At 36.5% G+C, this 24615-nt stretch carries 26 protein-coding genes and 1 pseudogene; 17 read left to right on the top strand and 10 right to left on the bottom strand.

The window, feature by feature from the left end; genetic code table 11:
- Positions 1–3: 3 nt before the first annotated feature.
- Together H4J61_RS02010 and H4J61_RS02005 are read right to left on the bottom strand one after the other, a co-directional pair.
- Positions 4–678, bottom strand: a complete 675-nt coding sequence (locus tag H4J61_RS02010; RefSeq protein ID WP_310650019.1) for an ABC transporter ATP-binding protein — start codon at positions 676–678, stop codon at positions 4–6.
- Positions 679–1090: 412 nt separating this feature from the next.
- Positions 1091–1240, bottom strand: a complete 150-nt coding sequence (locus tag H4J61_RS02005; RefSeq protein ID WP_182138021.1) for a hypothetical protein — start codon at positions 1238–1240, stop codon at positions 1091–1093.
- Between the two features lie 352 nt (positions 1241–1592).
- Here H4J61_RS02005 and H4J61_RS02000 point away from each other — a divergent pair, with 352 nt between their 5' ends.
- From H4J61_RS02000 to H4J61_RS01990, 3 genes are all read left to right on the top strand, one after another.
- Positions 1593–2108 carry an NUDIX hydrolase gene (locus H4J61_RS02000; RefSeq protein ID WP_182183200.1) on the top strand — a complete coding sequence of 172 codons (516 nt, stop codon included), beginning with the start codon at positions 1593–1595 and terminating at the stop codon, positions 2106–2108.
- 477 nt (positions 2109–2585) lie between these two features.
- On the top strand, positions 2586–4256 hold the full coding sequence (gene ggt / locus H4J61_RS01995) for a gamma-glutamyltransferase (protein WP_182183198.1): 1671 nt from the start codon (positions 2586–2588) through the stop codon (positions 4254–4256).
- A 429-nt stretch (positions 4257–4685) separates the two neighbouring features.
- Entirely contained in the window at positions 4686–5417 is a 732-nt protein-coding gene (locus H4J61_RS01990; protein ID WP_182137538.1) for an EAL domain-containing protein, read from the top strand.
- Positions 5418–5497: 80 nt separating this feature from the next.
- On the opposite strand, the gene yeiP is transcribed toward H4J61_RS01990, so the two are convergent.
- Positions 5498–6070 (bottom strand): elongation factor P-like protein YeiP, encoded by a 573-nt coding sequence (yeiP, locus tag H4J61_RS01985; RefSeq protein WP_182137537.1) that lies wholly within the window; start codon positions 6068–6070, stop codon positions 5498–5500.
- A 152-nt stretch (positions 6071–6222) separates the two neighbouring features.
- Positions 6223–7140 carry a M14 family metallocarboxypeptidase gene (locus H4J61_RS01980; protein WP_182183195.1) on the bottom strand — a complete coding sequence of 306 codons (918 nt, stop codon included), beginning with the start codon at positions 7138–7140 and terminating at the stop codon, positions 6223–6225.
- Positions 7141–7704: 564 nt separating this feature from the next.
- Between H4J61_RS01980 and H4J61_RS01975 the strand changes: the two genes are divergently transcribed.
- The 5 genes from H4J61_RS01975 to H4J61_RS01955 all read left to right on the top strand — a co-directional run bounded on the left by H4J61_RS01975 (position 7705) and on the right by H4J61_RS01955 (position 12478).
- A complete protein-coding gene (locus H4J61_RS01975; RefSeq protein WP_182183193.1) occupies positions 7705–8895 on the top strand; it encodes a paraquat-inducible protein A in 1191 nt (396 codons plus the stop codon).
- Positions 8885–10546, top strand: a complete 1662-nt coding sequence (gene pqiB, locus H4J61_RS01970) for an intermembrane transport protein PqiB (protein ID WP_182183190.1) — start codon at positions 8885–8887, stop codon at positions 10544–10546. The genes H4J61_RS01975 and pqiB overlap by 11 nt, the downstream gene beginning before the upstream one ends.
- Positions 10543–11133 (top strand): membrane integrity-associated transporter subunit PqiC, encoded by a 591-nt coding sequence (locus tag H4J61_RS01965; RefSeq protein WP_182183188.1) that lies wholly within the window; start codon positions 10543–10545, stop codon positions 11131–11133. Before pqiB ends, H4J61_RS01965 begins: the two co-directional genes overlap by 4 nt.
- Positions 11134–11233: 100 nt before the next feature.
- Positions 11234–11707: a Cys-tRNA(Pro) deacylase gene (gene ybaK / locus H4J61_RS01960; RefSeq protein ID WP_182183185.1), complete on the top strand. Its 474-nt coding sequence runs from the start codon at positions 11234–11236 to the stop codon at positions 11705–11707.
- A 42-nt stretch (positions 11708–11749) separates the two neighbouring features.
- On the top strand, positions 11750–12478 hold the full coding sequence (locus H4J61_RS01955) for an ABC transporter substrate-binding protein (RefSeq protein WP_182183182.1): 729 nt from the start codon (positions 11750–11752) through the stop codon (positions 12476–12478).
- Here H4J61_RS01955 and H4J61_RS01950 read toward each other — a convergent pair.
- Positions 12475–13518: a zinc-binding dehydrogenase gene (locus H4J61_RS01950; protein WP_182183179.1), complete on the bottom strand. Its 1044-nt coding sequence runs from the start codon at positions 13516–13518 to the stop codon at positions 12475–12477. The two genes, H4J61_RS01955 and H4J61_RS01950, sit on opposite strands and share 4 nt — an antisense overlap.
- A gap of 256 nt (positions 13519–13774) precedes the next feature.
- Positions 13775–14407: a PolC-type DNA polymerase III gene (locus tag H4J61_RS01945; protein WP_182183177.1), complete on the bottom strand. Its 633-nt coding sequence runs from the start codon at positions 14405–14407 to the stop codon at positions 13775–13777.
- 366 nt (positions 14408–14773) lie between these two features.
- Here H4J61_RS01945 and H4J61_RS01940 point away from each other — a divergent pair, with 366 nt between their 5' ends.
- Both H4J61_RS01940 and H4J61_RS01935 read left to right on the top strand, forming a co-directional pair.
- Complete coding sequence (locus tag H4J61_RS01940) at positions 14774–14959, top strand: DUF6435 family protein (RefSeq protein ID WP_182137529.1); 186 nt, start codon at positions 14774–14776, stop codon at positions 14957–14959.
- Positions 14960–15496: 537 nt separating this feature from the next.
- Positions 15497–16279: a ferredoxin--NADP reductase gene (locus H4J61_RS01935; RefSeq protein WP_182183174.1), complete on the top strand. Its 783-nt coding sequence runs from the start codon at positions 15497–15499 to the stop codon at positions 16277–16279.
- Positions 16280–16742: 463 nt separating this feature from the next.
- Here H4J61_RS01935 and H4J61_RS01930 read toward each other — a convergent pair whose 3' ends face one another.
- The gene (locus H4J61_RS01930) at positions 16743–16922 is read right to left on the bottom strand and encodes a DUF6435 family protein (RefSeq protein WP_182183172.1); all 180 of its coding nucleotides are present in this window, start codon (positions 16920–16922) and stop codon (positions 16743–16745) included.
- A 760-nt stretch (positions 16923–17682) separates the two neighbouring features.
- Between H4J61_RS01930 and H4J61_RS01925 the strand changes: the two genes are divergently transcribed.
- The 7 genes and pseudogenes from H4J61_RS01925 (at position 17683) to H4J61_RS01895 (ending at position 22633) form a co-directional block, all read left to right on the top strand.
- A complete protein-coding gene (locus H4J61_RS01925) occupies positions 17683–18630 on the top strand; it encodes an adenylate/guanylate cyclase domain-containing protein (protein WP_182183169.1) in 948 nt (315 codons plus the stop codon).
- A 2-nt stretch (positions 18631–18632) separates the two neighbouring features.
- On the top strand, positions 18633–19166 hold the full coding sequence (locus H4J61_RS01920; RefSeq protein WP_182183167.1) for a Pycsar system effector family protein: 534 nt from the start codon (positions 18633–18635) through the stop codon (positions 19164–19166).
- Between the two features lie 107 nt (positions 19167–19273).
- Positions 19274–20023 (top strand): type 1 glutamine amidotransferase domain-containing protein, encoded by a 750-nt coding sequence (locus H4J61_RS01915; protein ID WP_182183165.1) that lies wholly within the window; start codon positions 19274–19276, stop codon positions 20021–20023.
- 410 nt (positions 20024–20433) lie between these two features.
- Positions 20434–20877: pseudogene (locus H4J61_RS01910) on the top strand (DUF1304 domain-containing protein).
- Between the two features lies 1 nt (position 20878).
- Positions 20879–21226, top strand: a complete 348-nt coding sequence (locus tag H4J61_RS01905) for a hypothetical protein (protein ID WP_182183162.1) — start codon at positions 20879–20881, stop codon at positions 21224–21226.
- 310 nt (positions 21227–21536) lie between these two features.
- Positions 21537–21902, top strand: coding sequence for a cupin domain-containing protein (locus tag H4J61_RS01900; protein ID WP_182183160.1), 366 nt, complete (start codon positions 21537–21539; stop codon positions 21900–21902).
- 275 nt (positions 21903–22177) lie between these two features.
- Entirely contained in the window at positions 22178–22633 is a 456-nt protein-coding gene (locus H4J61_RS01895) for a GNAT family N-acetyltransferase (protein ID WP_182183158.1), read from the top strand.
- Between the two features lie 250 nt (positions 22634–22883).
- On the opposite strand, the gene H4J61_RS01890 is transcribed toward H4J61_RS01895, so the two are convergent.
- From H4J61_RS01890 to H4J61_RS01880, 3 genes are all read right to left on the bottom strand, one after another.
- Positions 22884–23351, bottom strand: a complete 468-nt coding sequence (locus H4J61_RS01890; RefSeq protein ID WP_182183156.1) for a glycine zipper 2TM domain-containing protein — start codon at positions 23349–23351, stop codon at positions 22884–22886.
- A gap of 153 nt (positions 23352–23504) precedes the next feature.
- Positions 23505–24107, bottom strand: a complete 603-nt coding sequence (gene lpoB / locus H4J61_RS01885; RefSeq protein ID WP_182183154.1) for a penicillin-binding protein activator LpoB — start codon at positions 24105–24107, stop codon at positions 23505–23507.
- 18 nt (positions 24108–24125) lie between these two features.
- Positions 24126–24602: a YcfL family protein gene (locus H4J61_RS01880; RefSeq protein ID WP_259363055.1), complete on the bottom strand. Its 477-nt coding sequence runs from the start codon at positions 24600–24602 to the stop codon at positions 24126–24128.
- Positions 24603–24615: the final 13 nt, after the last annotated feature.

Raw genomic sequence — 24615 nt, 5'->3', positions numbered from 1 at the left:
ACATTAACCTTCAAACAAGGTTAATGTGCCGTCAACAAGACGATAAATTTTATCCATACTGCGGGCTACATCAAGGCTATGGGTTACCGTGAGTAAGGCTGTATTTTTAGATTTCGCTAAATTGACTAATTGCTCAACGACATGTTCACTGTTGGTTTTGTCAAGATTACCTGTTGGCTCATCGGCTAATAACAGCTGAGGTTTTGCATTTAATGCCCGCGCAATCGCTACGCGTTGCATTTCACCACCGGAAAGTGTCGCAGGAAATTTAGCAAGAAGTGACGATATGCCAAGTTCTTTAGCCAAAGTTAAACCATGATTTTCATCAAAACGACCTGCTAACTTGGCGCTAAATTCAATGTTGTCTTGTACTGACAAACTGCTTAATAAATTAAACTGCTGAAAAATAATACCTAGGTACTGTTTTCGTAAGCGACTTAGCTGTTTATCTGAGGCGTTAGATAAGGATAAATTGGCAATCGCAATTTCCCCTTGCTGAATAGGCTCTAATCCAGCAATTAAATTTAGTAACGTGGTTTTACCGCTGCCACTCTCGCCCATTAATGCCACACATTCACCAGGAGCAACAGATAATGATAAATCAGTAAACAAATAACGATGGTTATCACCATCGGTAACTTCATGACTTAATGCTGTTATTTTTAAAGACAAACTCATTCCTTTTAACGCCGTTGCTGATGACAAATAAATGCTAAGCCATTTGTCAGGGTTTGCCCACGATTACTTGCTATAAAATACTGAGTAGATGCTATAACTTGTAAATTGTAAATTGTAAATTCTAAATTCTAAATTGTTATACTTTCGTCACTATGTATTTGGATCAGTAAGTCAGTGTTATATTATCAGTAAAGCGATATTTATAGTATTTAGATAGCCAGCTATAGCTCAAATGCCAATAAGTCACTGAGTACTGAGCGCTATTTTTTAACTTTTAACCCATGGTTCTTTTTATAACTGAACGCCACAAAACAGCTTAATATCATTCCAACAGCATACTTGAGCATTACTTTAGGATATAAAAAAGGCCAGTGTGAAATATCACACTGGCCTTGATAGAATAATGACTGTTTTATTCGTAAGAGCGCTCTAACCAAACAATTTGCATTTTTAGATCTGCAATTTCATCATTGGCGTCAGTTAACTGCTGCTCAATAGTTTTTGGCATTACCATAGCGTTGACGCTAAGCTCTATTACATTGACTGCTTCTTCATGAACCATGAGGCTCTCCTAATTAACGTTACCACGCTTGTATTATTACACAACAAGTTTCATTTTTCCCGTATTAAACGTAAATTAAATTTCACATCGAAAGCTAAGCATGCTCTTCCCAATCAAAACGAAACAAAATAACATAAGAACGAAACCTAATTAAGCATAGCAAAGCCTGAATAAATATAAAAAAACGCCTAAAGTATTAAAGACACCTTATTTAGAAAGCTTTCATCTAAACTTTCACTCAAGATTACATAAGCAGCCTTACATGAAAATTCTGTAAGCTGTATTCAACTTACTATTGATTTAAGCGCTATCTATCCCCATAAATGATAAAAATTTAACAAAAAAATTTATCATGCGCTTATTAAAATCAACTCAAGCATTAGATTTACATCCAAATATTGCACATCGTTTCACCCGTAAAGCGACTCGCGCCATTGTCTTGAACGGTGAGAATATTTTACTGCTATATACCAAGCGTTATCACGATTACACTTTACCAGGAGGCGGTATTGATGAAGGGGAAGATAATATTTCTGGCCTTATTCGTGAATTACGTGAAGAAACTGGGGCACAAAATGTCAATAATATTCAAGAATTTGGGTATTATGAAGAGTATCGTAATTGGGATAAAAATGATTATGATGTGATTCATATGCTGTCTTATTGCTATACCTGCGAAATAGATCAAGAGCTACTAGCGCCAGAATTTGAGCCTCATGAATTGCAAAATGGTATGCAACCCCTTTGGATGAACATCCACACCGCTATTTTACACAATGAAATGGTGATAAAAAATAGTGAAAAAAAAGGCTTATCCATCGAACGAGAAACCTTTTTATTAAAACGTATTGTTGCTGAATTACTTTAGCACCCCGGATGGCTATTTTACTTGGCCAGAGCAACGCTGATACTTTTTGAGCACTGCGGTGACAATACGGTTTATTTCTTGCTGTTTTCTCAAGCTATGATAATTAAGCTTCACTACTACTTACCTAAAGCTAAGTTTTTTTTCGCTGCGTCGCTTAGCTTTAGGTAAGATTTTTTTTCGCTGCGTCGCTTAGCTTACGTTGCATAGTTGAACTCATTTTTTGCTTAGAAACAGCAAATAATTAATCCTCAAATACCCGTTTACCTCGTTCATTAACAACACCTTAGTTTTTGTTAATAACAATAAAAACGGTCATTGTTCTCACTCAACTTATCCATAACCTTAACTTAACCTTAGATAAACATGAGCTCAACCTGAGATTTTAGCTGATAATCGATTAAGTGATACTTGCCACTGTACATTTCTTGTTAACGCGTTAATCTATCAGCAAATATAAATGCAACAGTGCTAATTTTCATGATAAAACCATTAACGCTCTCAATCGCCTTATTAATTTATTCATTATCTTCCTCAGCCTTTGAGGTCCAAGCAACACAACAAGCTGCAGTGGCAATGCCTGATAGTTTTAGTGCCGAGGTTTCAGCAAAAATACTTTCACAAGGAGGTAATGCCATTGACGCGGCTATTGCGGCACAATTTGTTTTAGCGGTAACCCAGCCCGAAGCCGGTAATGTCGGTGGTGGCGGTTTTATGGTGATTTATAAGGATAATAAAGCAGACTTTTTAGATTATCGTGAAGTTGCCCCCTTAAAAGCCCATCGTGATATGTATTTAGATGAGCATGGCGATGTTATTCCATATCAGTCTTTATACGGTGTTTTATCTTCTGGTGTACCTGGCACGGTAGATGGCATGTGGCAAGCCCATAAAAAATATGGCTCACTCCCTTGGAAGTCTTTAGTCATGCCCGCGGTAGCCTTAGCTGAACAAGGGTTTATTGTTCATGAAAACCTAGCAAAAAACATTGTATGGCGTATTAACAGCTTCAAACAAGAAGGTATAAAGGTTAATTTTGCTGAGCACTTTGCCAGCGCTAAAACCGGTACTTTGTTTAAACAAGCTAATTTAGCAAAAACACTAAAGCGCATTGCAGATAATGGCCGTAATGGTTTTTATCAAGGTGAAACCGCAAAAATAATTACTGATTTCATGACAAAGAACGGTGGCATCATTGGTTATGACGATTTAGATAATTATCGTGCAACATGGCGTAAACCACTAGAAAAAACCTGGCGTGGTCACCAAGTGCTAACGGCCCCACCACCAAGTTCTGGCGGTATTGCTATTTTACAGTGGCTAAATATGTATGATTTACTCTCAAATAATAAAGCGCCATTAGCACATAATTCAGCAGCTTATATGCATCGCTTAGCAGAAATCGGGAAGCGTGTTTTTGCTGACCGTGCAGAATACTTAGGCGATCCTGATTTTTTTGATGTCCCGCAAGAAAAATTACTGGCTGATAGTTACTTAAAAACACGTATCGCGGGTATTTCAGCTGATGCTATTTCGGTTACTAACACCATTAAACCTGGCTTAAAAGAGAGCCCAGACACCACACATTTTTCCATTATCGATAAATGGGGTAATGCCGTATCAAATACAACAACCATTAATTATACCTTTGGTAGTGGTGTTATTGTTGAAGGCGCTGGTTTTATTTTAAATGATGAAATGGATGACTTTAGCGTTAAAGCCGGTGTGGCAAATATTTATGGCGCCGTCGGTGGCGAAGCAAATGAAATTCAAGCTAATAAGCGTATGCTGTCGTCTATGACCCCCACTATCTTGTTAAAAGACAACAAAGTTAAATTAGTGACCGGCTCTCCCGGCGGTACCACCATCATTAGTTCGGTTTATCAGTCTATGCTTAATGTGATTGAATTTGACATGAATGCTGAACAAGCGGCAAATGCCCCAAGATTCCATCATCAATTATTACCAAAGGATGTTATTCAACATTACCCTGGTATTGCTGAGCAAGAAAAGTCAGTACTTAAAAAGATGGGCTATACCCTGAGCGAACGTCGATTTGGCGCGGTACAGCTGATCATTGCCAACGAGCAACAATTAGATGCTGCAGCAGAGTCTGGTGGTCGAGGTAAATCAATTGTTATTGAGCAATAACAGCAAAATCTAAAAAATATAAAGGCAAGCTCTTCGGAGCTCAAACACCCAACCGCTAGTGTTTTATTAACACCTAGTTATGAAAGGATTTTTTATAACTGGGTATTTTTTATAACTGGGTATTAATGCAAAGCATGATGACTGATTACAACAATATCAATAAGCACTGACTAAAAAATTCATCTCACATTAAGTCGACTTGATTAAGGTAGCAAGGTACTAATGGCTTAACATTTCACCATAAATAAAACCAACAACAGCTTTCAGTGTTTCACATACTTTACATAGCAACTTATATCCGCTCTAGATTAGTACTGAATATCAATCACTCATTAAGCCCAACCATTTACATGTAAATAATTCTCATTTAAAATAAGTGCCTGTATCAGCTAGGGTATACGCAAATAAGTAGTTTGTTTGTAATAGTGAATGAATAATAGACAAATATCTCCTCTGAGTTTAATAGAACTAATGGAATCCCAGCGCTATGGCGTAGAATATCAACCTATTGTTGATTTAAAATCTAAAGAAATTATGGCCTATGAGTGTTTAGCTAGGTTTACCGATATAGACAATAACAATATCCCACCAGACATTATTTATGCGGCGTTGCATGACAGTTCATTATCTCTCTTCCAAGTGGAATACCAACAAAAACTTCTGCAATTAAATTACGCGCCAATGAACAGCGATATATTTGTTAATTTAGATCAAGACTCTTATTTTTCTATTGGTGAAGGTAACGAAAACAACCCTTTTTTGAAATTATTTAAAAGTTTTAACCATGCTAATATCGTTGTTGAATTGATAGATAATTCAGAAGTTAACGACAGCATTAAAAGTTTAGCCATGATAGATATCTTAGCAAAGAACGGGATAAATACCGCGATTGATGATGTTTTCAACCCACTTTCGATGGTATCAACATCGGTAATTCAAATGGTCGACTATATTAAGCTTGATAAACATGTAGTCGCAGAAAAGCACAATAAGCACTTTATGTTGTTAGTTGAAGCGCTAATTAACTATGCCCATAGTGCGGGGAAAAAAATCATACTTGAAGGGATAGAAACTGAAAGTGATATTATTTTTGCGCGAAAAATAAAAGCTGATTACGTACAAGGTTTCTTATTTAAAAAATGGTTTCATTACCATAAATAAAAGTCGTAAATAAACGTTATAAATAAATATTAGAAAATAAAAAGCCAACGATCTTAATCGTTGGCTTAAATGTGAAGGTATTATTTATCAGCGCGGCCCATAAACTTACGATCTTCGGTATTAATTTTAATTTTATCACCCGTTGACACATGCTCTGGCACTTGCACCGTTAAGCCTGTTGATAAAATTGCCGGCTTAGTACGAGCCGTGGCAGAACCACCTTTAATTGACGGATCAGTTTCTGTAATCACTAATTCAACACTTGCTGGTAAATCAATAGCAACAGGTACACCATCAACAATAATCACTAATAAACCTTGCGTATCTTCATTAATGAATAAAGCTTCATCTGCGATTGACGCTTTGCTTAAGTTATAAGGTGTGTAGTCTTCGTTATCCATAAAGACATACTCTTCACCATCGATATAAGAAAAAATCGCTGGACGACGCGTTAAATCGGCAAAATTAAGTGTGTCGTCAGCTTTAAAGGTTTCATCAACTTTACCGCCTGTTACCACATCGTACATACGCATTCTGTATAAACTACCACCGGCACGACCTTGAGGTACTGAACGCTCAATATCTCTAACAATCATTACTTTACCGTTATATTCTATCGCGGCATTCTTTTTTATATCACTAGCTTTTGGCATGAAAAACCATCCTCATTAAATTTATGCAAGAAAATAGCATGTATAGCTTATTATGCAAGAAAATATTGGTTAATTGCTAGTCATATATATGTTAAAGCACCAATAATAGCCATTGAACTAATGAATTGCCAACTTAACGAGCATGAACAGCTTTATAGCGTCATTAAATAATTTAATGCGCCACTAATTACCGCCACCTGAGCAATAATGCAATTTTCATCATCAACCAGTGGACTATCAGGATAAGCTTCAGTGGTGGTAACGTAGGGCGCGTCAGTTAAGCCCATACATAAACCTAAGTCTCGAGCAGCATAGTTAATCACGCCAGCTTGCGCTAAAGGTACGCCGATTAATTTATCTTCGCTATCCGCAGGAGCAATATGGGTGACTTTTTCTACCGACGCAATAATAGCTTTTTGAAAATTCGCTTGGGGTTTACCGCTATCGCCAACTAAATAAAAACCGTCGGGTATGTTCCAATTTTTCTGTTCAATAGCATCTCTTGCAGAAAGTGCTGGCCTAAATTCACTGTTATCAGTATCTGTGGTTTCATGCAGGTCTATATGCGCCAAAAACTCAATACCTAGGGTTTTCATATACTGCATCACTGCTGATGACTCTTGTGCCTGGCTATTCTCGTAAAATGAACGATTAGGATCAACCGTCAAAGGGTTCCAACGATTAATGGTTTCATAACCCCACGGACTAATACAGGGTAAAACCACAAAGTTAAACGCGTCTTGAAATGGCTGTGCAGCGGTTTGTAGAAAACGAATGGCACCCTGAACACCACTGGTTTCATAACCATGTACGCCACCCGTGATTAAAATAGCCGGTTTATCTGCTAACCAATTTGACGATTTTAAAGCATATAATGGATAAATTTCTTCATCATAAAGTAAGTTCCCATACTGCTCGATAGTATAGCTCTCGCTTAAACCCTCTAATTTAGTAACAACCTCTTCAAAGTAGCTGCGCTTTTTCTGCTGTTGTTGAAACCATATTTCCTTATCGCCATCGGTCCACTTTTTGCCAAGCTCACCAATAGGGTATGCTGCTTCTATATTCATATTGTTACCTAATAAGTTTTCACAGTTATAAATTGTATTAACCCTTGGCATATTAACAATCAAATATAGCTAAAAAATTTAATTGTCTTATCCTCATCAGGCTAATATATTCGGTATTATTGCCACTTGAAATCAATCTTTCAATAGCAAGACACTGCGCGTTTAATGAAAATGCAACTGTATCATTTTTTCATCATAGCAATGATAGAAATAAACCAAGGCTGGTGTCGATTAATAGTTACACACTTTATATCAAAATATGATCACTCACCCTATTACGTTCTTGCCATCAGCTTTACGCTGAAGCGGTCACCATTGCAGCCAATAAATATCGCTTTAAAGTCGCACTAATTGATAACTTTCTCGACAAATAAAAAACAATCTCTATAAGTACAAGCCTTACTCATTTGTAGTGATGAAACCAATCTAACTAAAATAGCAGGTTAAAGGTGGAAAACATTAGCCGTATCTCAATAATATTCATCAAAATTATTTAGTTCGATTGCTATAATATATGCTAATTTAAGCTCATGTAAAAAATTGACCTTGAGGACGGCATTTACAATGCCAAAAACTTTGCAAAACAGCGAAATACATCCAGTTGAAATTCAGTGCTATGAGTGCGCGCTGACCGTCAAATTACCTGTATTAAAAGAAAGTCAAAAAGCACAATGCCCGCGTTGTGGCTATAAATTAAGCGCCATTCATCGCAATGCTAATGAAAGAATTATTGCTTTTGCTATTAGCGCATTAATATTTTTATTAGCTTCATTACCTTTTACATTCTTGTCCTTTAGTACCAATGGCTTAGAAAACCACTTTAACGCCATTACAAGTTTTATAGTCTTAATTGATAATAATTATCAACTTTTAGCACTCATTGAGTTTCTCACTATATTTGCCATCCCAACTGTCGTTTTGTTGTCACTTATTTATTTGCTTATCCCACTAAATAAAGGCTTATATCCTAAGTATGGCGGTCGAGTATTGGCCTTGGTTTTTAAGTTACTGCCTTGGAGTATGGTGGAAATATTCCTGATTGGCACTTTGGTTAGTTTAATCAAAATTATTTCTATGGCTGATATTACATTAGGCTTGTCTTTTTATGCTTTTATTTTATTTACATTGTCGATGACACTGGTAGTTTTACATATCGATAAGCGCGAGTTATACCAATTACTGGCTAAAGTTGAAAAAGCACATAATATCGAAATACACCAAAGTCACACTAAAGTAGCCCAAGAAGACCCAATAAAACAGGCACTAAGTGTGCAAAAAACTTGGGCGCTACTGCTCACCGCAGTGGTATTGTACATACCGGCCAATACACTCCCGATCATGACTACGCACTTTTGGGGCCAAGACAATCCCAGCACAATTATTGGTGGGGTTATTTTACTGTGGAACTTAGGCTCCTACCCTATCGCTGCCATTATTTTTATTGCCAGTGTTGTTATACCTGTCGCTAAAATATTAGTACTGGCTTGGTTAAATTATAGTGTTCAAAAACAAAGTGATAGATTAAGCTTAGAAAGAATAAAATGGTATCGTATGGCTGAATTTGTCGGTCGTTGGTCAATGGTAGATGTTTTTGTCGTTATTATTCTGGCTAGCTTAATTCAGCTTGGCCCGGCTATGAGCATAACACCTGGAGCTGCTACCTTAGCGTTTTCCGGTTTAGTTATTGTCACTATGCTCGCCGCAATGAGTTTTGAACCGCAATTAATTTGGAAAAATATAAAAAATGATGAATGATGCTCAAATACCAGACGCAACAATAAAGCCAGTTAAAACCGTATCAACTATCTGGTTTATTCCTGCCATTGCAATCTTTATTGGCTGTTGGATGATTTATTATCAATGGAGTAATGAAGGCACAGAAGTCACCATACATTTCCTTACCGCTGAAGGCATGGAGGCTGAAAAAACCAAAATAAAATCTCGTAATGTTGATATTGGAGAAGTAAGTGCCATTGAGCTGAATCAAAACGGTAATGGCGTAATTGTGACGGCAAAGATAAAAAAATCAGCAGAACAATTTTTACTGGCCGACAGTACATTTTGGGTCGTGTCGCCACAAATATCGCATACCGGCGTATCGGGTCTCAGCACCTTAATATCCGGCGTGTACATTGAAATATCGCCCGGAAAAAGTAATGAAGAACGCTATGTTTTTGATGCCTTAAACTCGCCCCCCTTAACGCCTTCAGGCACTCCTGGCTTACATATAACCCTTAATAGCAACGACCAGTTTGCTTACAAAAAAGGTGATCCCATTATTTATAAAGGCTTAACCGTTGGCCAGTTTGAGGATATCTATTTTAATTTTGAAGAACGCGTTGTTTATTACAATGCTTTTATCAAAGCGCCTTATCATCAACTTATCACCAGTAATACTAAGTTTTGGGATGTTAGTGGCTTGCAACTTGATTTAAATGCCGATGGCATATCAGTTAAAACTGGCAATTTTGAAACTATGTTAACCAACGGTGCCACCTTCGGTATTCCTAAAGGCATGAGCATTGGTGAAAAAATTGGTGAACGTTCATATTTTGACATCTACGAGAGTTATGAAGCTGCTGACGACGAGAGATACCGCCGATCTATCGAGTTTGTAGTACTGGTCAGCGACTCTATTAGAGGCCTGTCTGTTGGCGCACCCGTTGAGTATCGAGGAATACAAATAGGTAAAGTGCAATCAGTCAACATGGCATTAAGCCGAAGTGAGAACAAATTTACCAAGGCAGACTTTAAAATTCCCGTGCTGATCAGTTTACAGCCAGGTCGAATAGGCCTGCCCGATAATGATGAAGGTAAAGCGCTTATGACCAAACAAAATATTTACTGGATTGAGCATGGTTTAAAAGCCGTTTTGCGCACAGGAAATATTTTAACTGGCAGCCTATACGTTGATTTACAACACAATAAAGATCAACCCATCAGCGAAATAGAAAAATATGAAGATTTACTAATTATTCCAACCAGTAGTGATGACTTTTCGCAAATTACCGCAAAAGCGGAACAGTTTATGGATAACCTCAATAATATGCCGCTCAATAATATGAGTGAAAATGCCAATAAAATGATGTTAGAAATGACGCAAACCGCGCAAGAGTTTCAAGAGGTAAGTGATAGCCTTGATAGCTTATTGAGTAAAGTTGAGCAGCAACAAATTAGTAGCGAACTCAGTAAAGCCTTACAAGGTATCAATACCTTAACCAAAGACTTGTCATCTGGCTCTCAGGGCTATGAAGAACTGCGCACAACGTTACATACGCTCACTGCAACAATGAACGAATTAAAACCTTTGTTGAATCAACTCAAGCATAAACCTAATAGCTTACTCTTTAATAATGGTGAAGTCGCTGAGCCTATACCGACAAAACTTAATGGAGTACAACCATGAAAAAGACTTTAATCGTCGCTCTTGTGTCAATTATTCTGCTTGGCGCTTGTAGCTCGGCCCCCGCTAACAAAACACAATATTATTTACTTAATAGTCCAACGACAACCAGCGCAGTTAACACTGATAACAAGCATAATAAAAATAGTCCGTACTTTGGTATTACCTTGTTAGCATTGCCTGATTATTTAAGACAACCTAGTTTGGTTTTACAGCTTTCCAGTCACCAGTTGCACTACTCGCACTTTCATATGTGGGCAGAGCCATTACAGAACAGCTTTACACAAGCCTTAGCGCAAGACCTAAATAATCTTGATAGTCATTTTCATTATATTGTCACGCCAGAAAAAAGCCAAGTAACAGCAGTTGTAATTAACATCACGGCATTTCATCCAACTCATCAATCACAAGCCCTACTTTCAGGTACTTATTGGCTGCAAGGTAAAGACATGCAAAACCCAGAAAAAGAGCATAACTTTACCCTAACCGTAGCGCTTAATGAAAATGGCTATGAGCACGCTGTCGAGCAAATGCGAAAAGTGATCACCTCATTGGCGCAGCAAATAACCCATAGCTTAGTGGTTGAATAAAGTGCCTTATGTGAAATAAATTAGGCTTTGAATTGCTTAAGTTAGATTCAATTAGATTCAGTTAGATTCGATTCAAAACTTTAAAGAAGAGTTAACTAAAATGACACCTGCTGTTAAGCAACTGAATAAATTAACACTCGCTTATCAATTACATCACTATCAGCATGATGCTAATTGTAAATCATTCGGCCTTGAAGCAGTTGATAAACTCAAGGTTAGCGCTGAAGTGGTTTTTAAAACACTAGTGGTTGATGTAGATAATACTTATTTAGCCGTTGCTATTATTCCTGTGGTTAAGCAACTCAGTTTAAAAAAGCTGGCAAAAAGCCTTAAAGCTAAAAAAATTAAAATGGCTGATGCCAATAAAGTACAAAACTCTACCGGCTATGTTCTTGGAGGCGTTAGTCCATTAGGGCAAAAAAAACCATTAGTAACCCTGCTTGATCACAGTGCTGAAGCGTTAAACACTATTTTTATTAGTGGTGGGAAGCGTGGTTTAGAGATAGAATTATCACCGGAAAATATTATCCTCTCGTTACAAGCGAGTTACGCTGATATTACTAGCGAAGTATAAAGCCTAAGCTTAAGCTTAGAAAATCCCGTGGTAGAATTTTGTATGTCAAAAAATATTATTATCTTTATCTTTTTCAGCCTAATTTCCATTAACTGTTTGGCAAATCAACCCTTTAAAGTGGTGCTTGGACTTTCTAAGCCGCCTTATGTTATTGAAGAAAATCATTCGGGTTTCGAGTTAGAATTAATTCAACAAATATTAATCATGATAGGCAAAGCACCAGAGTTTATTTTCATCCCCTATGGCCGTTCAGAAAAAATGCTCGCGTTACCCGATATTGATGCGGTAATGACGGCGAATAAACACATATTCCCTAATATAGAGACCCTAAGTAAAAACTACATCGATTATCAAAACGTGGCTATTTCGTTAAAAGAAAATGCCGTGTCACTTAATCGCATTGCAGATATAAGCCATTACTCAATTGCGTCATTTCAAATAGCCCACAAAATATTAGGAGTAGAGTTTGCTGAGGCGGTTACTGATAGTCCAATTTTCATTCAAGTGGTAGATCAAGAAAAACAGCTAGAGTTACTATTTTTAGGCCGTGTAGAAGTAGTCGTAATGGATTTGAAAATATTTTTATACTACTTAAATAAACTCAATATAAATGAAAGAGAAAGTGATATTAAAGTTCACCATATTTTTCCAATAAACTCTTATAGCATGGCTTTTAAAAATGCTGATGATGTACATGCATTCAATCAAGCCATGAAAAAATATAAAACGACTGCTGATTATCAAAAGCTGATAGAAAAATATAATTTTTAATTATTAGGTAATAATATTACCTTGCCATCACTTTTATGTTCTGCGTAATGGTCTAATGCTTGGGCAAAGTCATCAAAACCAACTCGGGCATAAATATCAGTCTTAAAAATCCCTTGAGCAAACAATTTTTGTACTTTCGAACTTAAGGCTAATACCTGTAATGGTGAAGCGTCACCAATGTATTTTGCCAACCAAAAGCCCTCTATTCGCATATCGCGAAAGATCACATCAGCCACACTAAACAAGCCACCCAGCACATCTTGAGTTTCGGTTAGTCGACCATAAACCAAGGCCGTAGAACTATTAGGCATGGCGTTTAAAACTCTAGGGGTATCATCGGCGGCAACAGAATCCAACAATACTTTTGCCTTGAGTTTTTTCGCCCAATGCTTCAGTGATTGATCAAAATTATCGTCTGATGTTAATAACACGCAATCGGCCCCTAACGCTTGCAAAACCTCAACATTCGCTGCACTGCGCACTGTCGCTATGGTTTTAATCCCTTTAAGTTTTGCATAACGAATAGCGCCCTTACCCACTTGGCTTGCCCCGGCATTAATCACAATGGCTTTACTGCCCAGTGCTATAGCTCGCTCTACTAGGCAAACAGAAGTACAAGGGTTAACTATAATCGTTGCCGCTTGCTCGTCGCTTAATGCTTTTCGAACCGGCAAACATAAATTTGCTTGTGTAATGGCATATTCAGACCACACGCCGTCAATACCGGGTTGTGCTGATAAAGCAACGCGCCTGCCCGTTAACCACTTACCGTAAAGTCCGGCATTGGCGGCTTCTACAATGCCACAACCTTCAAAGCCAACAAAGTCACCCTCTTGCGCAGTTAAACCGTATTTACCCAATAAGTACATTAAATCAGAGGGATTAACCGGTGTAGCCAACATTTTAACTAATACTTGCCCAGGCTTGAGTGCTGGTAGTGTTTTTTCAATGCCTGTTATTCTTTGTGAAGGTGTTAATTTTTCATCATCACTTAGTACTAAAGCAAAACCTTTTACCGCTTTTATTATCTTTTCAGCCAAAGTAAATCCCTAGTTTTTTGTATGGTTAAATTATGTACATTATACTTTCAATATATAAACAGCATACCTTAGAATAAGTTAATACTAAATAAGCTTAATTTATACTTTGGCGTTCGCGTTAAGCGGGGTCATTTTCAACATTTATCTAAGATAAACAACAAACGTTAATCTTTGTAATAGAGATTAACACCGTTATTTGGCCAAACCGATTAAGATTAAAGCCGTTAGCCAGTAAGTATGGTTAGGTATATTAAGCCTAAACGGCTTTAGTTATTTTACTGGCGTAATTAGTCAGTAACTTGTTGATTTGCGCTTTAGGCGTTTTAGCTAATTGCTTGATTAAACTAAAGGGAATATTTTCTAATCCGTAGCGTTCGCTAATATCATTTAACATAATCAACCAGAGTTCTGCGGTCATTTCTGCGTCAAATAACGCCCGGTGAAAACTCCCATCGGCGGCAATGTTTTTATAATTAATTAAGGTGCCCAATTTATGATTTGGCGCATCTTGATAAATACGGCGTGATATTAATAACGAACAAGTAAACTCGCCTAAAACCTGACGACCCAAACGAGCAAATTCAGCCTCAAGAAAGCGAGCATCAAAAGAGGCGTTGTGCGCTAATAAATTACTCTCGCCGATAAAGCTCGCAAAATCAGTCATCACTTTTGCACAAGGCGATGCAACCGCCAGCATTCTATTACTAATACCGGTATAGTTTTCAATAAAACTATTAATGCGTCGACCTGGATTCATCAAAGCTTGAAACCGGTCGGTCACTATGCCATTTTCAAGTTTAACAGCGCCGATTTCAATCGCACGTTCTCCTTGAGCTGGCGATAAACCCGTGGTTTCAAAATCGAGCACAACTATTGAGTTAGCTAACACAAACGCTTCCTTTGTCGGTTAATACCCATTGGATTAACCTGAATTGATTTAATACTATGACGTTAATGAAATTATCTCATAATTTAGTGCGCTACACATCAGCCACACGAGACAAGGATGTATTATGTTTAAATTCAAGCGGTAAAATAAAACCTCGAATGAACTTAACCAATTTAATGTTTATTTTTCTAAATCACCCTTATCTAACGCATTGAAGATAAATTATTTTATAGTAAAAAGTAACGTTACAAATAGCGTATTACTCAGGCCAACTCTAATTTTTTATCTTTTAATTTCGCATAGATAAAACCAAAACCCTTTTACATCCGTATATAAAAACAACTAACTTAACCAAGGTTGAACTTTATGTTTTCATTGTTTAAGCAAGACCCAACTAAAAAGTTAAACAAAAGTTATGAAGACAAACTTGAAAGCGCTATTTGTGCGCAAAAAAATGGCAACATTAATGATTTTTCTATGTTTACTGAAGAAGCGCTAAATATTAGAAAAAAAATACAAGCATTAGAAAAGCCAGCAAAGCTTAAAGCTTAACGACTTCAGTACCTCTCGCTCTACATCACTATTTGGCTCAGTATTTTTAGTTAATATTTTCTTTCAGTAGTAGATAATTCCCATCTACGTAAGCAACTATTTGAACCTGATGATTAAAACGCTTGATGGTATTTTATAGCGTAAAATAGTTCTATTAAGCTAAAACAGTTATTGAATAAAACAGCCTACCCTTACACGAATGTTGGTGGCAGCGAATGATCTGTAACGGTTTAAATATCGTATAAAATGTTAACTAGACACACTAAAAAAGTTATTTTGGTATGCTAAGTCGATTTGTTATCCAAGCGTATTGCTCCTTTAATCATTTTTTCCTTAAAAAATCTCACATATTTTATACTTATGTAAAATTAAGTTAAGCCTGCGATTTTAGCAAAGAGGCGCTAAATTTTATCCAGATATTTAGCGGGTCTTTAATTGATGTCAACATAAATAACACTGTCATCAATCATCTGTTTTCATACTTGGTCAAAAAAGCTTATTTTTTATTTAGTCAAAAAATTCCTTACAGGATAAACCATGCAAAAAAAATTTAATCCCGAAAAAGTCATCGATGTTGTTCATTGGAACGATAGTCTTTTTTCTTTTAAAACCACTCGTAGTCAAGGACTCCGCTTTAGGAATGGTGAATATATCATCATTGGCTTAGCACAAGAAAATACTCGACCCATTTTACGCGCCTACAGTCTCGCCAGTGCAAACCATGAAGATTATTTGGAATTTTTCAGCATTAAAGTTGAAGGAGGCGCTTTTACCTCCAAGTTACAACATTTAGCTATTGGCGATGAAGTCATTATCGGCAGTAAACCAACCGGAACTTTGGTTATAGATGACTTACGAGATGGTCGAAACCTATTCTTGATCGGCACAGGAACAGGCTTGGCGCCCTTTTTAAGTATTATCAAAGATCCAGAAACTTATCAGCGTTTTGACAAAGTGATTTTATTTCATGGCGTAAGGTACGTGAATGAATTGGCTTACCACAAAATAATAACCACAGATCTGCCTCATCATGAATATCTTGGTGAGATGATTACTGAACAGCTAATCTACTATCCCAGTGTGACTCGTGAGAGCTATAAAAATGAAGGACGCATTACTGATTTAATAAAAACAGGCAAGCTCTGTCTTGATATTGGCATACCTGACCTTGATCCTGAGTTTGACCGCGTGATGCTATGTGGTAGTCCTGCTATGCTAAAAGACACCTGTGCCATGTTAGATGAAAGAGGTTTTCAGGAAAGTCGTAAAAAAGGCGTGCAAGGCGACTACGTTGTTGAAAGAGCTTTTGTTGAAAAATAGTACTTCAATAATACTACTTAGCCTTAACAAGGCTAAAAATCAGCTTTATTAATGAAGTATTTAAGTAGCTAGCAAATCGCCATTTTCTGTATTTTAGCGGGTAAAAATAGGCAAATTGTAGCTTCGTTTACATCATCTAATGCTAGGTGGTGTAATGAATACAAATTAGGACTCACGAGCAACAAAGGTTTTTCATGAAAAAAGAAGAGAAGAACCGTTGTTGACACAAATAATACCTTTACAGTAAAAAAAAATCTTATAACCATCATGCAATAAACAACCGTAAATAAGTCAGTAATCAGTCAATTAATCGTTACCTATGTCAATTAAAGTGTTTCTTTCAAATTGACAATGCAACCAACAGAATAGAGTTTATAAGTAGCATAACGACTGACAAAATTTTATGTCTGGTATTTATCTATTTTTCCTCATAGAAAAAGTGGATCATTTCATTGGCGTCTGGTTAGGATTTTGCCGCACTTTCTAACGCTTTTATTTCAACCGCTATTTTTTCAGCTTCAGCAGTAACCATTGAGTAGCCTTTGATATCACCTTTTCTCTGTAAATGCATGGCTTCTTCAAGTTTAGCTTCATAACGTTTGTTTAATTTTTTTAATGGGTCTGACTTAAATATTGAAAACATAAAAACTTATTATTTAATGAGGTGTTATTTATTATACGGTTGAAAACCCATTTAAGTTTTTATTAATTACACTTTTTTAATAAAACATATCAAAAATTATTTTTATACCCATTTGATTAAGTAAGTGATCTACTTTTTCATGAGGGAAATCGATAAAACTAAAGACCATTGCAAGCGCTCTAAAAATATATTCAAAAATAGCTACTTATTCTAAGGAGCAAGCTATGAGCCCTTATTGGAAAATGACATCAGTTGTGGCACCCAATTACATCAAAACTGCCAGTCGTTATCATCCAACACTGCCTCTTAATGACATCTACTGTGACCACTGAATAACGTTAGGTTTACCACTATTAAATAAGATCACTTTGTGCGCATTTCTGACATTCCAGCTAAAAACATTACCCTATATTTTCTAATGAATTAACTACTAGCGTATACGATGTAATGCCTTTTTATATGGAAGTCAGTATGATTTTTAGAGGTGTGTTACTAAGACGTCTTAGTAACACACCATTAATTATAATAAACACTAAGTAAATCCACTTAACCACTTGAATTTAATGTTTTTTATTTATTTTTACTCGGGGTGTATTACTGAGAGGTCTTAGTAATATACCCTAATATACATGTGATTGAGTATTACTAGTTTCTAATGCTTTGAAAGTATGAGATATTAATGTTAATTAAATGTTACTTATGGTGCGTGTGTTACTGAGTCGTATACATAATAAGCTATTATGGTTATTGAGGAAGTTTTGTGTCATTAGTAGATTTTTTGAGAGAGCTAGATGAAGAGGTTCAAGCTGTAAATTCATCTGATTTTGAAGTTGAGATTATAGAAACTAACGTCGTTCCATCATTCTCAGACACCAACATAACTTACGATAATCTCGATACGCAAAAGAAGAAGTGTAAACGCCTTGAAAGCTGTGTTTTATACGTCGATATTCGAGGTTCAGCAAAAATTAGCGCTGAGAGAAAACCTAAAACTCTAGCTAAGATGTATTCCAGCTTCGTAAGAACAATGCTGGCATGTGCTCGTTATTACGGAGGTCACGTCAGGAATATTATTGGTGATAGGGTGATGGTTGTATTTGATAAGCAAGACTGTTTTACAAAAGCTGTAGATACAGCAATTCTAATGAATAGCGTTTGTAAGCATATTCTGAATAATAGAATTAAGTCATTTGAGTTTAGTGCTGGGATAGGCATTGATTACGGTAAGATGCTCATAACTAAGTCTGGTGCTATTAGGCAAGGTGATGAAAAAGAATTTTACCGCAGCCTAGTATGGCTTGGGAAACCAGCCAATACAGCGTCACGGCTTACAGATCTCGCAAATAAAACTGAAAACTATTCAATCCCTGCGATTCATCAAGGTAATTATTATCCAAATATAAAGGATTGGCATTGGCAATCTAAGCCCTATGAACAGTTTATTGATGACCTTGAAGAAACAAGCTCGAGAATGCTAAGGCATAAAGATGAACATTTTTATGCCTTCTTTAAAACCACTATCCCTCACAGTGAATCTCACAGTCCAATATTAATGACTAAAGCTGTTTATGATGGTTATAAGTCAGCTAATCCAAATGCGGATTCTATAAAGAATGGGTGGTTTTCAAAGAAGTCCATTAAAGTAAGGGATTATAGTGATGACATTTACGGTGGTGATGTGATTAAAACTGCGGTGGAAAATATTTAGCTATGGACAAAGAAAGAATAGACGTGCTTGAAAGTACATTAAAACAAATAGTTGATTGGCTAAAGTTCGCAGAAGCCAAAAATGGAGCTTTAGTCGCCGTTGGGTGTGCAACAATTTTTGGAGTGCTTAGGCTTTATTCGTCCTTCTCAATAGAAAGTGTCTTAGTTACATTGTATGTAGCGTCCTTCACCATATTTGTTTCTGCTGCGATAGTTATATCACTTACTTCTTTTATACCAAGGGTAGCCCCACCTTTTTGGATAAAAATGCCAAATAAAGAAGAAGGAGATAACCCCCTGTTTTTTGGCCATGCTTGCAAGTACAGCAAAAGAACGTACCTTGAGTTATTTAATCGATATAGTCAGTTGGACTCGCATAAAGAATGCCAATTAGAGTTGGCTTTTTGTGATCAAATTGTAAATAACTCTAAGATATCGTTTATTAAGTACAGGGTGTTTAGTAGTGCTGTATTTTTGTTCTTAGCAGGTGTTCTGACCCCTCTAGGAGCGCTTGTTTTGCATTGGGTGCGAGAATGAGCACTAGCAAGAACATTAAAAGGAAAAATACCTATCATGATAAAATTAAATTTTTTCTAAATTTTATACATCTAAACCAATAAGATAATTATTTATTAAAGACAATAATGAAGTATTTCTTATCTTTTTTTCTCACAACAATATTATTTATCTCAGTTAGTACAAATGCTGAACCGGCTAAAAAGATATTAATTATTGCATCAAATATGATTGATATGGAGGATCCTGAAAAACATGATGCGCGTAATAACTTATGGGAGGTAGCGCCGCCTGATCATATATTTGTAAGTCATGGTTTCGAAGTCGATTTTGTTTCACCTGATGGAGGAAAAGTTGAATTTATGATGGATCCTCTAGGTATCAGTAGCTACACCATAAAATATGAAGGTTTCATAGACAAAACAAATAACTCTTTCACCCCAAAGCAAATAGAGTCGAGTAATTATTGGGGAGTATATATTGGAGGTGGTTACGGCCCTTTATTTGATGTTGCTAATAATAAAGAAATACAATCGATAATTGCAAAAATATACGAATCGGGTGGAATTATTGGGGGAGGCGGACATGGAGCAGGTGCTTTTGCTAATGTTGTTTTATCTACGGGAGAGTTTCTCGTCAAAGGTAAAAAAGTTGCTGGCTTTCCAGATTCAACAGAAAAGTCTAAATCATGGGCAAAACAAGGTTCTTTATTACCCTTTTTTGTTGAAAGTCAGTTAAATAAAAATGGTGCCATCGCCCAAAATAAGCAAACCTTAAAAGATAAACACGAAGTTGTCATCGATCAACGAATTGTTTCAACAATGTTTTTACCTTCTGCGGCTCTTGTCGCTAAAGAGATGATAATATTAAACAAGTAGTAGCAGTACTCGTGATTATGAGTACATATTTAAGTTTTCGGGTTAGAATAAAATTTTATATTCAGTTAAGGAATTACTATGAATAATGATATTAAAGGGATTTGTCTTTTCTTGGGACTAATAGGTTTAGGTTATGTTGCTTTATTAATACTTATCGCGTTGCTAACTGGCGCTAAAATAATTAAAAGCATCATGTTTATTTCTATTTTTTCAACATTTCTAATTAGTTTAGGCTTAACTCCACAAGTTAAGAGTCGTTTGTCCAATTACCTCAAGTCATTAAATTATAAAAAGTTCGTGTAAAGTACTGCTAACAAGGCGCTCATCATATTGGTTAGCCGTATTTCAAAAATCATAAACGTAATAATATTTTAGTAAACTGTCTTAAAATTTCACATAGAGAGGGACCCATGCATTACATATCTTTAATCTTAGTTATGCTTGTTGCGGTGGTCTTAGAGATGTTTCTCTGGCATAGACCTCGGACTCTTAATATTTTTAGTATTCCTAAAGAAGAAGGGGAATTACTAAAAGTTATGGCTGCCAATCAAGGGCTATATAATGGTTTTTTGGCCGCCGGACTTTTTTGGGGGCTATTACATTCAGACGATTTATTAGGACAACAAATATAGGTGTTCTTTTTATTATGTGTAATTGTTGCAGCAATATATGGCAGATTTATAGTTAAGAAATCAATATGGACTATTCAGGGTTTACCGGCAATATTAGCAGTGTTATTTTTTAATAAAGCACATAACAGGCAATCAAGTCGGATTCGTAACAGTTGGATCGTTTCGCTTCGCTCAATTATAGCCAACTATTACTCACCACTTATTACGGCGTTAAGTAAATAATATGGTCGATCCACTGATAATAAAGCACTCTGACATCAAAGTAGCTAATGCCGATTATAAAAGTTTATTTCTCAAGCACGGAAATATTTTGTTTGAGTTAAACATTGAGGAAAATAGAGAGCTTGTTCACGCTGTAAGCCAGTATGAGCAATACACGGGTCAAGAACCTGATATCGACCAGAGAGAATGGATTAAGAAAAACATTAATCCGCTACCATCCCTTAAGCCTTTGGCTGTATTTATATTCCTGATTACACAGTGGCGAGCAACAACAATTGTAGGGAATGCACAGTCACCAAATGATGGATATATATACGTCAGCATCACTACAGAAGGTTCAGGGCACTGAAATTACTTAACAAAACAATGTTGCCGCGTTACCAATACAAAACCTAATTTGAAGTGTTAAGTGTCTTTAAAAGCAAATGTCTCAAATATGGCATAAGTGTATATTAGCAGTGTTTACTTTATCCAAAGAGACAGTTCTAATAAGGTCGAAATAATGTGGTACGGGTAAAAATTAAATATAAAATATAAAAACGAAAGATGTAACATAAAATAAATTTCAGGTCAGTTGTTAACCATTCAAATCAATAAAAGTTAGTCAAACGTTTACAACATAATATATGGTTAGCTGCACGAGCAACCATGGAGTCAATATGAAATTTTCACCTATTAATTTCAACGAAAAATTCACAAAATTCTCTGAGCATTGGTCACCTCGTGTCATTGCTGAAATGAATGAATACCAATTTAAATTAGTTAAAGTAGCAGGTGAATTTGTTTGGCACGATCACCCGGAAACTGACGAAGTGTTTATTGTTATTGAAGGCTGCCTTACTATTGAATTTCGTGATGGTATGGTTTCACTAGAGTCAGGTGAAATGTTTGTTATTCCAAAAGGTGTAGAGCATAAACCCTCTGCTAGCAGCGAGTGTAAAATTATGATTGTGGAACCCAAAGGTATTGTTAATACCGGCGATACGGGTGGTGACCTTACGGCTAAAAATGATCTCTGGGTTTGAAGCGCAGCTAAAATTAATGCTACTGGTTACTGCTCATTCCTCACTAATTTTAACCTCTTATTGTGATATGGGTATTTCTATGGATAAAAATCAGTATTCTCACCGAGCTATTTATTTGTTTTCTCTCATGGACTGTACTAGGTACTAGTTTTTATACCACTGAAACTATCGCGTTAACATCATATTATTAGAGAAATTTAATAACCCGAAATTCAGTTTTGGCGTTTTCAATAAAATACAACGTATGTACAAAAAAGCTATTAAAAAGGATTATAATGACTGTACGTGAAGCTAAAATCAGTGATACTGAAACAATTCAGTCGCTAATTTTACGGGCAGTAAAGCCTGAAAGTAACGCCGACTTTAATAAAGCAGGTGTTAAATATTTTAAAGCAACACTCGAATTAGCGGCGATAAAAGATCGTATTATGAACGATGAATATTTGATGCTGTGTTTTATCAAGGGACACAAGATGGTTGGAATAATTGCAATTTATAGAAGAGAGAAGTTAAGCCAGCTTTTTGTCGACCCTGCAGCTAGAAAGTTAAACATTGCTAGCCAATTATGGTCAGCGGCCGATAAAGTCTGTTTAGCCCAAGGCGGCAATGGTAACTACTGGGTAAAGTCTTCAACTATGGCAATTCCAGTTTATCAGCGTTTTGGTTTCCGTTTAAATGGCGCTAAAAAAAATAAAGACGGTATAGTATATTACTCCATGGTACTTGAGTGATGAACTATAAACCCTTCAAATGGAAAAATACCTATGGTGTTTTCTCTTCGCTCAATATTTTATCCCATGATATTAAGTCAACTAGGTATTTCTTGCTAAATTATTAATATATAAATAAAATTTATTTATTACTTTACAAGATTTATAATGCTGTGAGTATTTCCCTCACATTCGCACTAACTATAAGCCGAAGCTTAGCATTACATCTAGGTTTTGATTTAGAGCTTTTATACCCGCTTAACCAGCAAGCTTACATTTGTTTATCAATACGTACTGTGCCATTGGCGAGATAAATCATGCGAACCGGGTCTTTTGGCTGAAATAGCATACGATGGTCTAGGTCTTGTATCACCATGTATTCATCACCGTTATTAACCTTGATCATTAACTCGACTAACAGTAGGGTTTTTTCTTGATATTTAGGGTTTCTATCATGGCTGATTGAACCACCAATAATAGCGCCTAATATTGTTGCTACGCCGCGGCCACTACCGCTACCAAATTGATTGCCTATTGCGCCACCAATTAACGCACCACCAAAGGTTTTCCAGCCTTGGTTTTTATCTTGAATCAACTCCTGTTCGGTAATATTTCGTACCGATAATACCTGACCAAATAAAACTTTTTCAACTGGCACAGCTTTATTACGCTCATAATCAGCATTAGCGAAAGGGATGAATGCCGACCAGAAAATTAACGCTAGCGTGATTGTTTTCATTTTGCTCTCCTTTATTTATTAAATATAAGGTAATAAATAGCGTGTAATAAATAGCACTTGAAGTATAGCCTCTATGAACCTGCTGCTTTTTACCACACTATCTATTTTTTAAGCAGCACGCTCAAGGTCTCTAAAACCATCTCACTTTAGCGCTTACCAACCCACTGATTCTTTAGCTTTCGTTTTACGAATTTCAGTTTCATCGGCCCATTCAACTAAACCACTTTCAAGATCCATTAAACGTAAAGTGAATTTATAGTAAATGTCAGACTTATCTTGGTTGCTTTTAACGATACTCGATAAGTTACCGTATAACATATATTGCGCGCCAATTTGACGGCCAAACTGTGACGCTGTGTTTGGGTCAACCATGCCACCGTCATGTTGAAAATTTAATTGCTCACGTGCCGCTTCTACTCGACCCATATCTACAAAACGGAACTTGCCAGAGCGTAAAAGCTTAGTAGAAATAGAGTCGGTGATTGACTCGGTATCAATATGCTCACTGGTTTTATTTTTTAAGCGTTCAACAAACATTACTGGGCGGGTATTTTGCGTTAATGTGCCTACTACTGGTGATAATAATAACGAGTCAGTCATTTGGCTAGCAACCTTTTGTAAGTCGGTTGAACCAAAGTTAATATCGGTAGTTTCTACCGCGGTGGCATCGCCGTAGCGAACCACTGCTTTATTAGCACAACCCGCGGCGAATACTAGGGTTAAGCCGAGTGTTGTTACCAGTGCTAATTTATTCATAATGCTATTCCTTAACGATTAATATTTATATGCTTTTTCAGGGATTGCACGAACATAAACATTAAATGTACTGACATTAATATTCGGCGCTAATCCGGGTAAAGTGGTGGATTGTTTACCATGTAATTCCAATGGTATCCAGGGTGTTTTTCCGGCTTCAATAACAAAGCCTGCTTCGTCAAACCAATTGAAATGATATTGTAATTTTTGTGATTTTTCATAACGGCTAGTCAAGGTTAAGTTGACTTGTAACAAGCCATTATTTTTGCGCGATTTAACGTCGCTAATCACGAGTTTTTTCGCTAAATCAGCGTTTTGTACTTCAAGGTGTTTACTAAAGTCATCACCTTGGGTCATGGCACTGGTGCCTGTGCCAGAGGTCACAGGAGGCTTATTATTCGCACAGCCAGCGGTAATAAAAACGCTCACTAATATCACTGCTAAACAGCCAGTGATATTTTGGCCCATGCTAGCCATATTTTTGCTATTGAACATACTCCCTCCTAAT

This window comes from Colwellia sp. MB3u-4 (assembly GCF_014077065.1).
Classification (GTDB): domain Bacteria; phylum Pseudomonadota; class Gammaproteobacteria; order Enterobacterales; family Alteromonadaceae; genus Cognaticolwellia.
The sequence above is the reverse complement of the archived record's forward strand: the minus strand, read 5'-3'. Positions and strand labels throughout refer to the sequence as shown.

Bases quoted from the DNA above. Each gene is read 5' to 3' on its own strand.
- H4J61_RS02005 (WP_182138021.1), bottom strand. From the start codon at position 1,240: ATGGTTCATGAAGAAGCAGTCAATGTAATAGAGCTTAGCGTCAACGCT.
- H4J61_RS01940 (WP_182137529.1), top strand. From the start codon at position 14,774: ATGTTTTCATTGTTTAAGCAAGACCCAACTAAAAAGTTAAACAAAAGT.
- lpoB (WP_182183154.1), bottom strand. From the start codon at position 24,107: ATGAATAAATTAGCACTGGTAACAACACTCGGCTTAACCCTAGTATTC.
- H4J61_RS01905 (WP_182183162.1), top strand. From the start codon at position 20,879: ATGGTCGATCCACTGATAATAAAGCACTCTGACATCAAAGTAGCTAAT.
- pqiB (WP_182183190.1), top strand. From the start codon at position 8,885: ATGATGAATGATGCTCAAATACCAGACGCAACAATAAAGCCAGTTAAA.
- ybaK (WP_182183185.1), top strand. From the start codon at position 11,234: ATGACACCTGCTGTTAAGCAACTGAATAAATTAACACTCGCTTATCAA.
- yeiP (WP_182137537.1), bottom strand. From the start codon at position 6,070: ATGCCAAAAGCTAGTGATATAAAAAAGAATGCCGCGATAGAATATAAC.
- H4J61_RS01890 (WP_182183156.1), bottom strand. From the start codon at position 23,351: ATGAAAACAATCACGCTAGCGTTAATTTTCTGGTCGGCATTCATCCCT.
- H4J61_RS01930 (WP_182183172.1), bottom strand. From the start codon at position 16,922: ATGTTTTCAATATTTAAGTCAGACCCATTAAAAAAATTAAACAAACGT.
- H4J61_RS01975 (WP_182183193.1), top strand. From the start codon at position 7,705: ATGCCAAAAACTTTGCAAAACAGCGAAATACATCCAGTTGAAATTCAG.
- H4J61_RS01990 (WP_182137538.1), top strand. From the start codon at position 4,686: ATGAATAATAGACAAATATCTCCTCTGAGTTTAATAGAACTAATGGAA.
- H4J61_RS01965 (WP_182183188.1), top strand. From the start codon at position 10,543: ATGAAAAAGACTTTAATCGTCGCTCTTGTGTCAATTATTCTGCTTGGC.
- H4J61_RS01880 (WP_259363055.1), bottom strand. From the start codon at position 24,602: ATGTTCAATAGCAAAAATATGGCTAGCATGGGCCAAAATATCACTGGC.
- H4J61_RS01920 (WP_182183167.1), top strand. From the start codon at position 18,633: ATGGACAAAGAAAGAATAGACGTGCTTGAAAGTACATTAAAACAAATA.
- ggt (WP_182183198.1), top strand. From the start codon at position 2,586: ATGATAAAACCATTAACGCTCTCAATCGCCTTATTAATTTATTCATTA.
- H4J61_RS02010 (WP_310650019.1), bottom strand. From the start codon at position 678: ATGAGTTTGTCTTTAAAAATAACAGCATTAAGTCATGAAGTTACCGAT.
- H4J61_RS01935 (WP_182183174.1), top strand. From the start codon at position 15,497: ATGCAAAAAAAATTTAATCCCGAAAAAGTCATCGATGTTGTTCATTGG.
- H4J61_RS01900 (WP_182183160.1), top strand. From the start codon at position 21,537: ATGAAATTTTCACCTATTAATTTCAACGAAAAATTCACAAAATTCTCT.
- H4J61_RS02000 (WP_182183200.1), top strand. From the start codon at position 1,593: ATGCGCTTATTAAAATCAACTCAAGCATTAGATTTACATCCAAATATT.
- H4J61_RS01915 (WP_182183165.1), top strand. From the start codon at position 19,274: ATGAAGTATTTCTTATCTTTTTTTCTCACAACAATATTATTTATCTCA.
- H4J61_RS01895 (WP_182183158.1), top strand. From the start codon at position 22,178: ATGACTGTACGTGAAGCTAAAATCAGTGATACTGAAACAATTCAGTCG.
- H4J61_RS01980 (WP_182183195.1), bottom strand. From the start codon at position 7,140: ATGAATATAGAAGCAGCATACCCTATTGGTGAGCTTGGCAAAAAGTGG.
- H4J61_RS01955 (WP_182183182.1), top strand. From the start codon at position 11,750: ATGTCAAAAAATATTATTATCTTTATCTTTTTCAGCCTAATTTCCATT.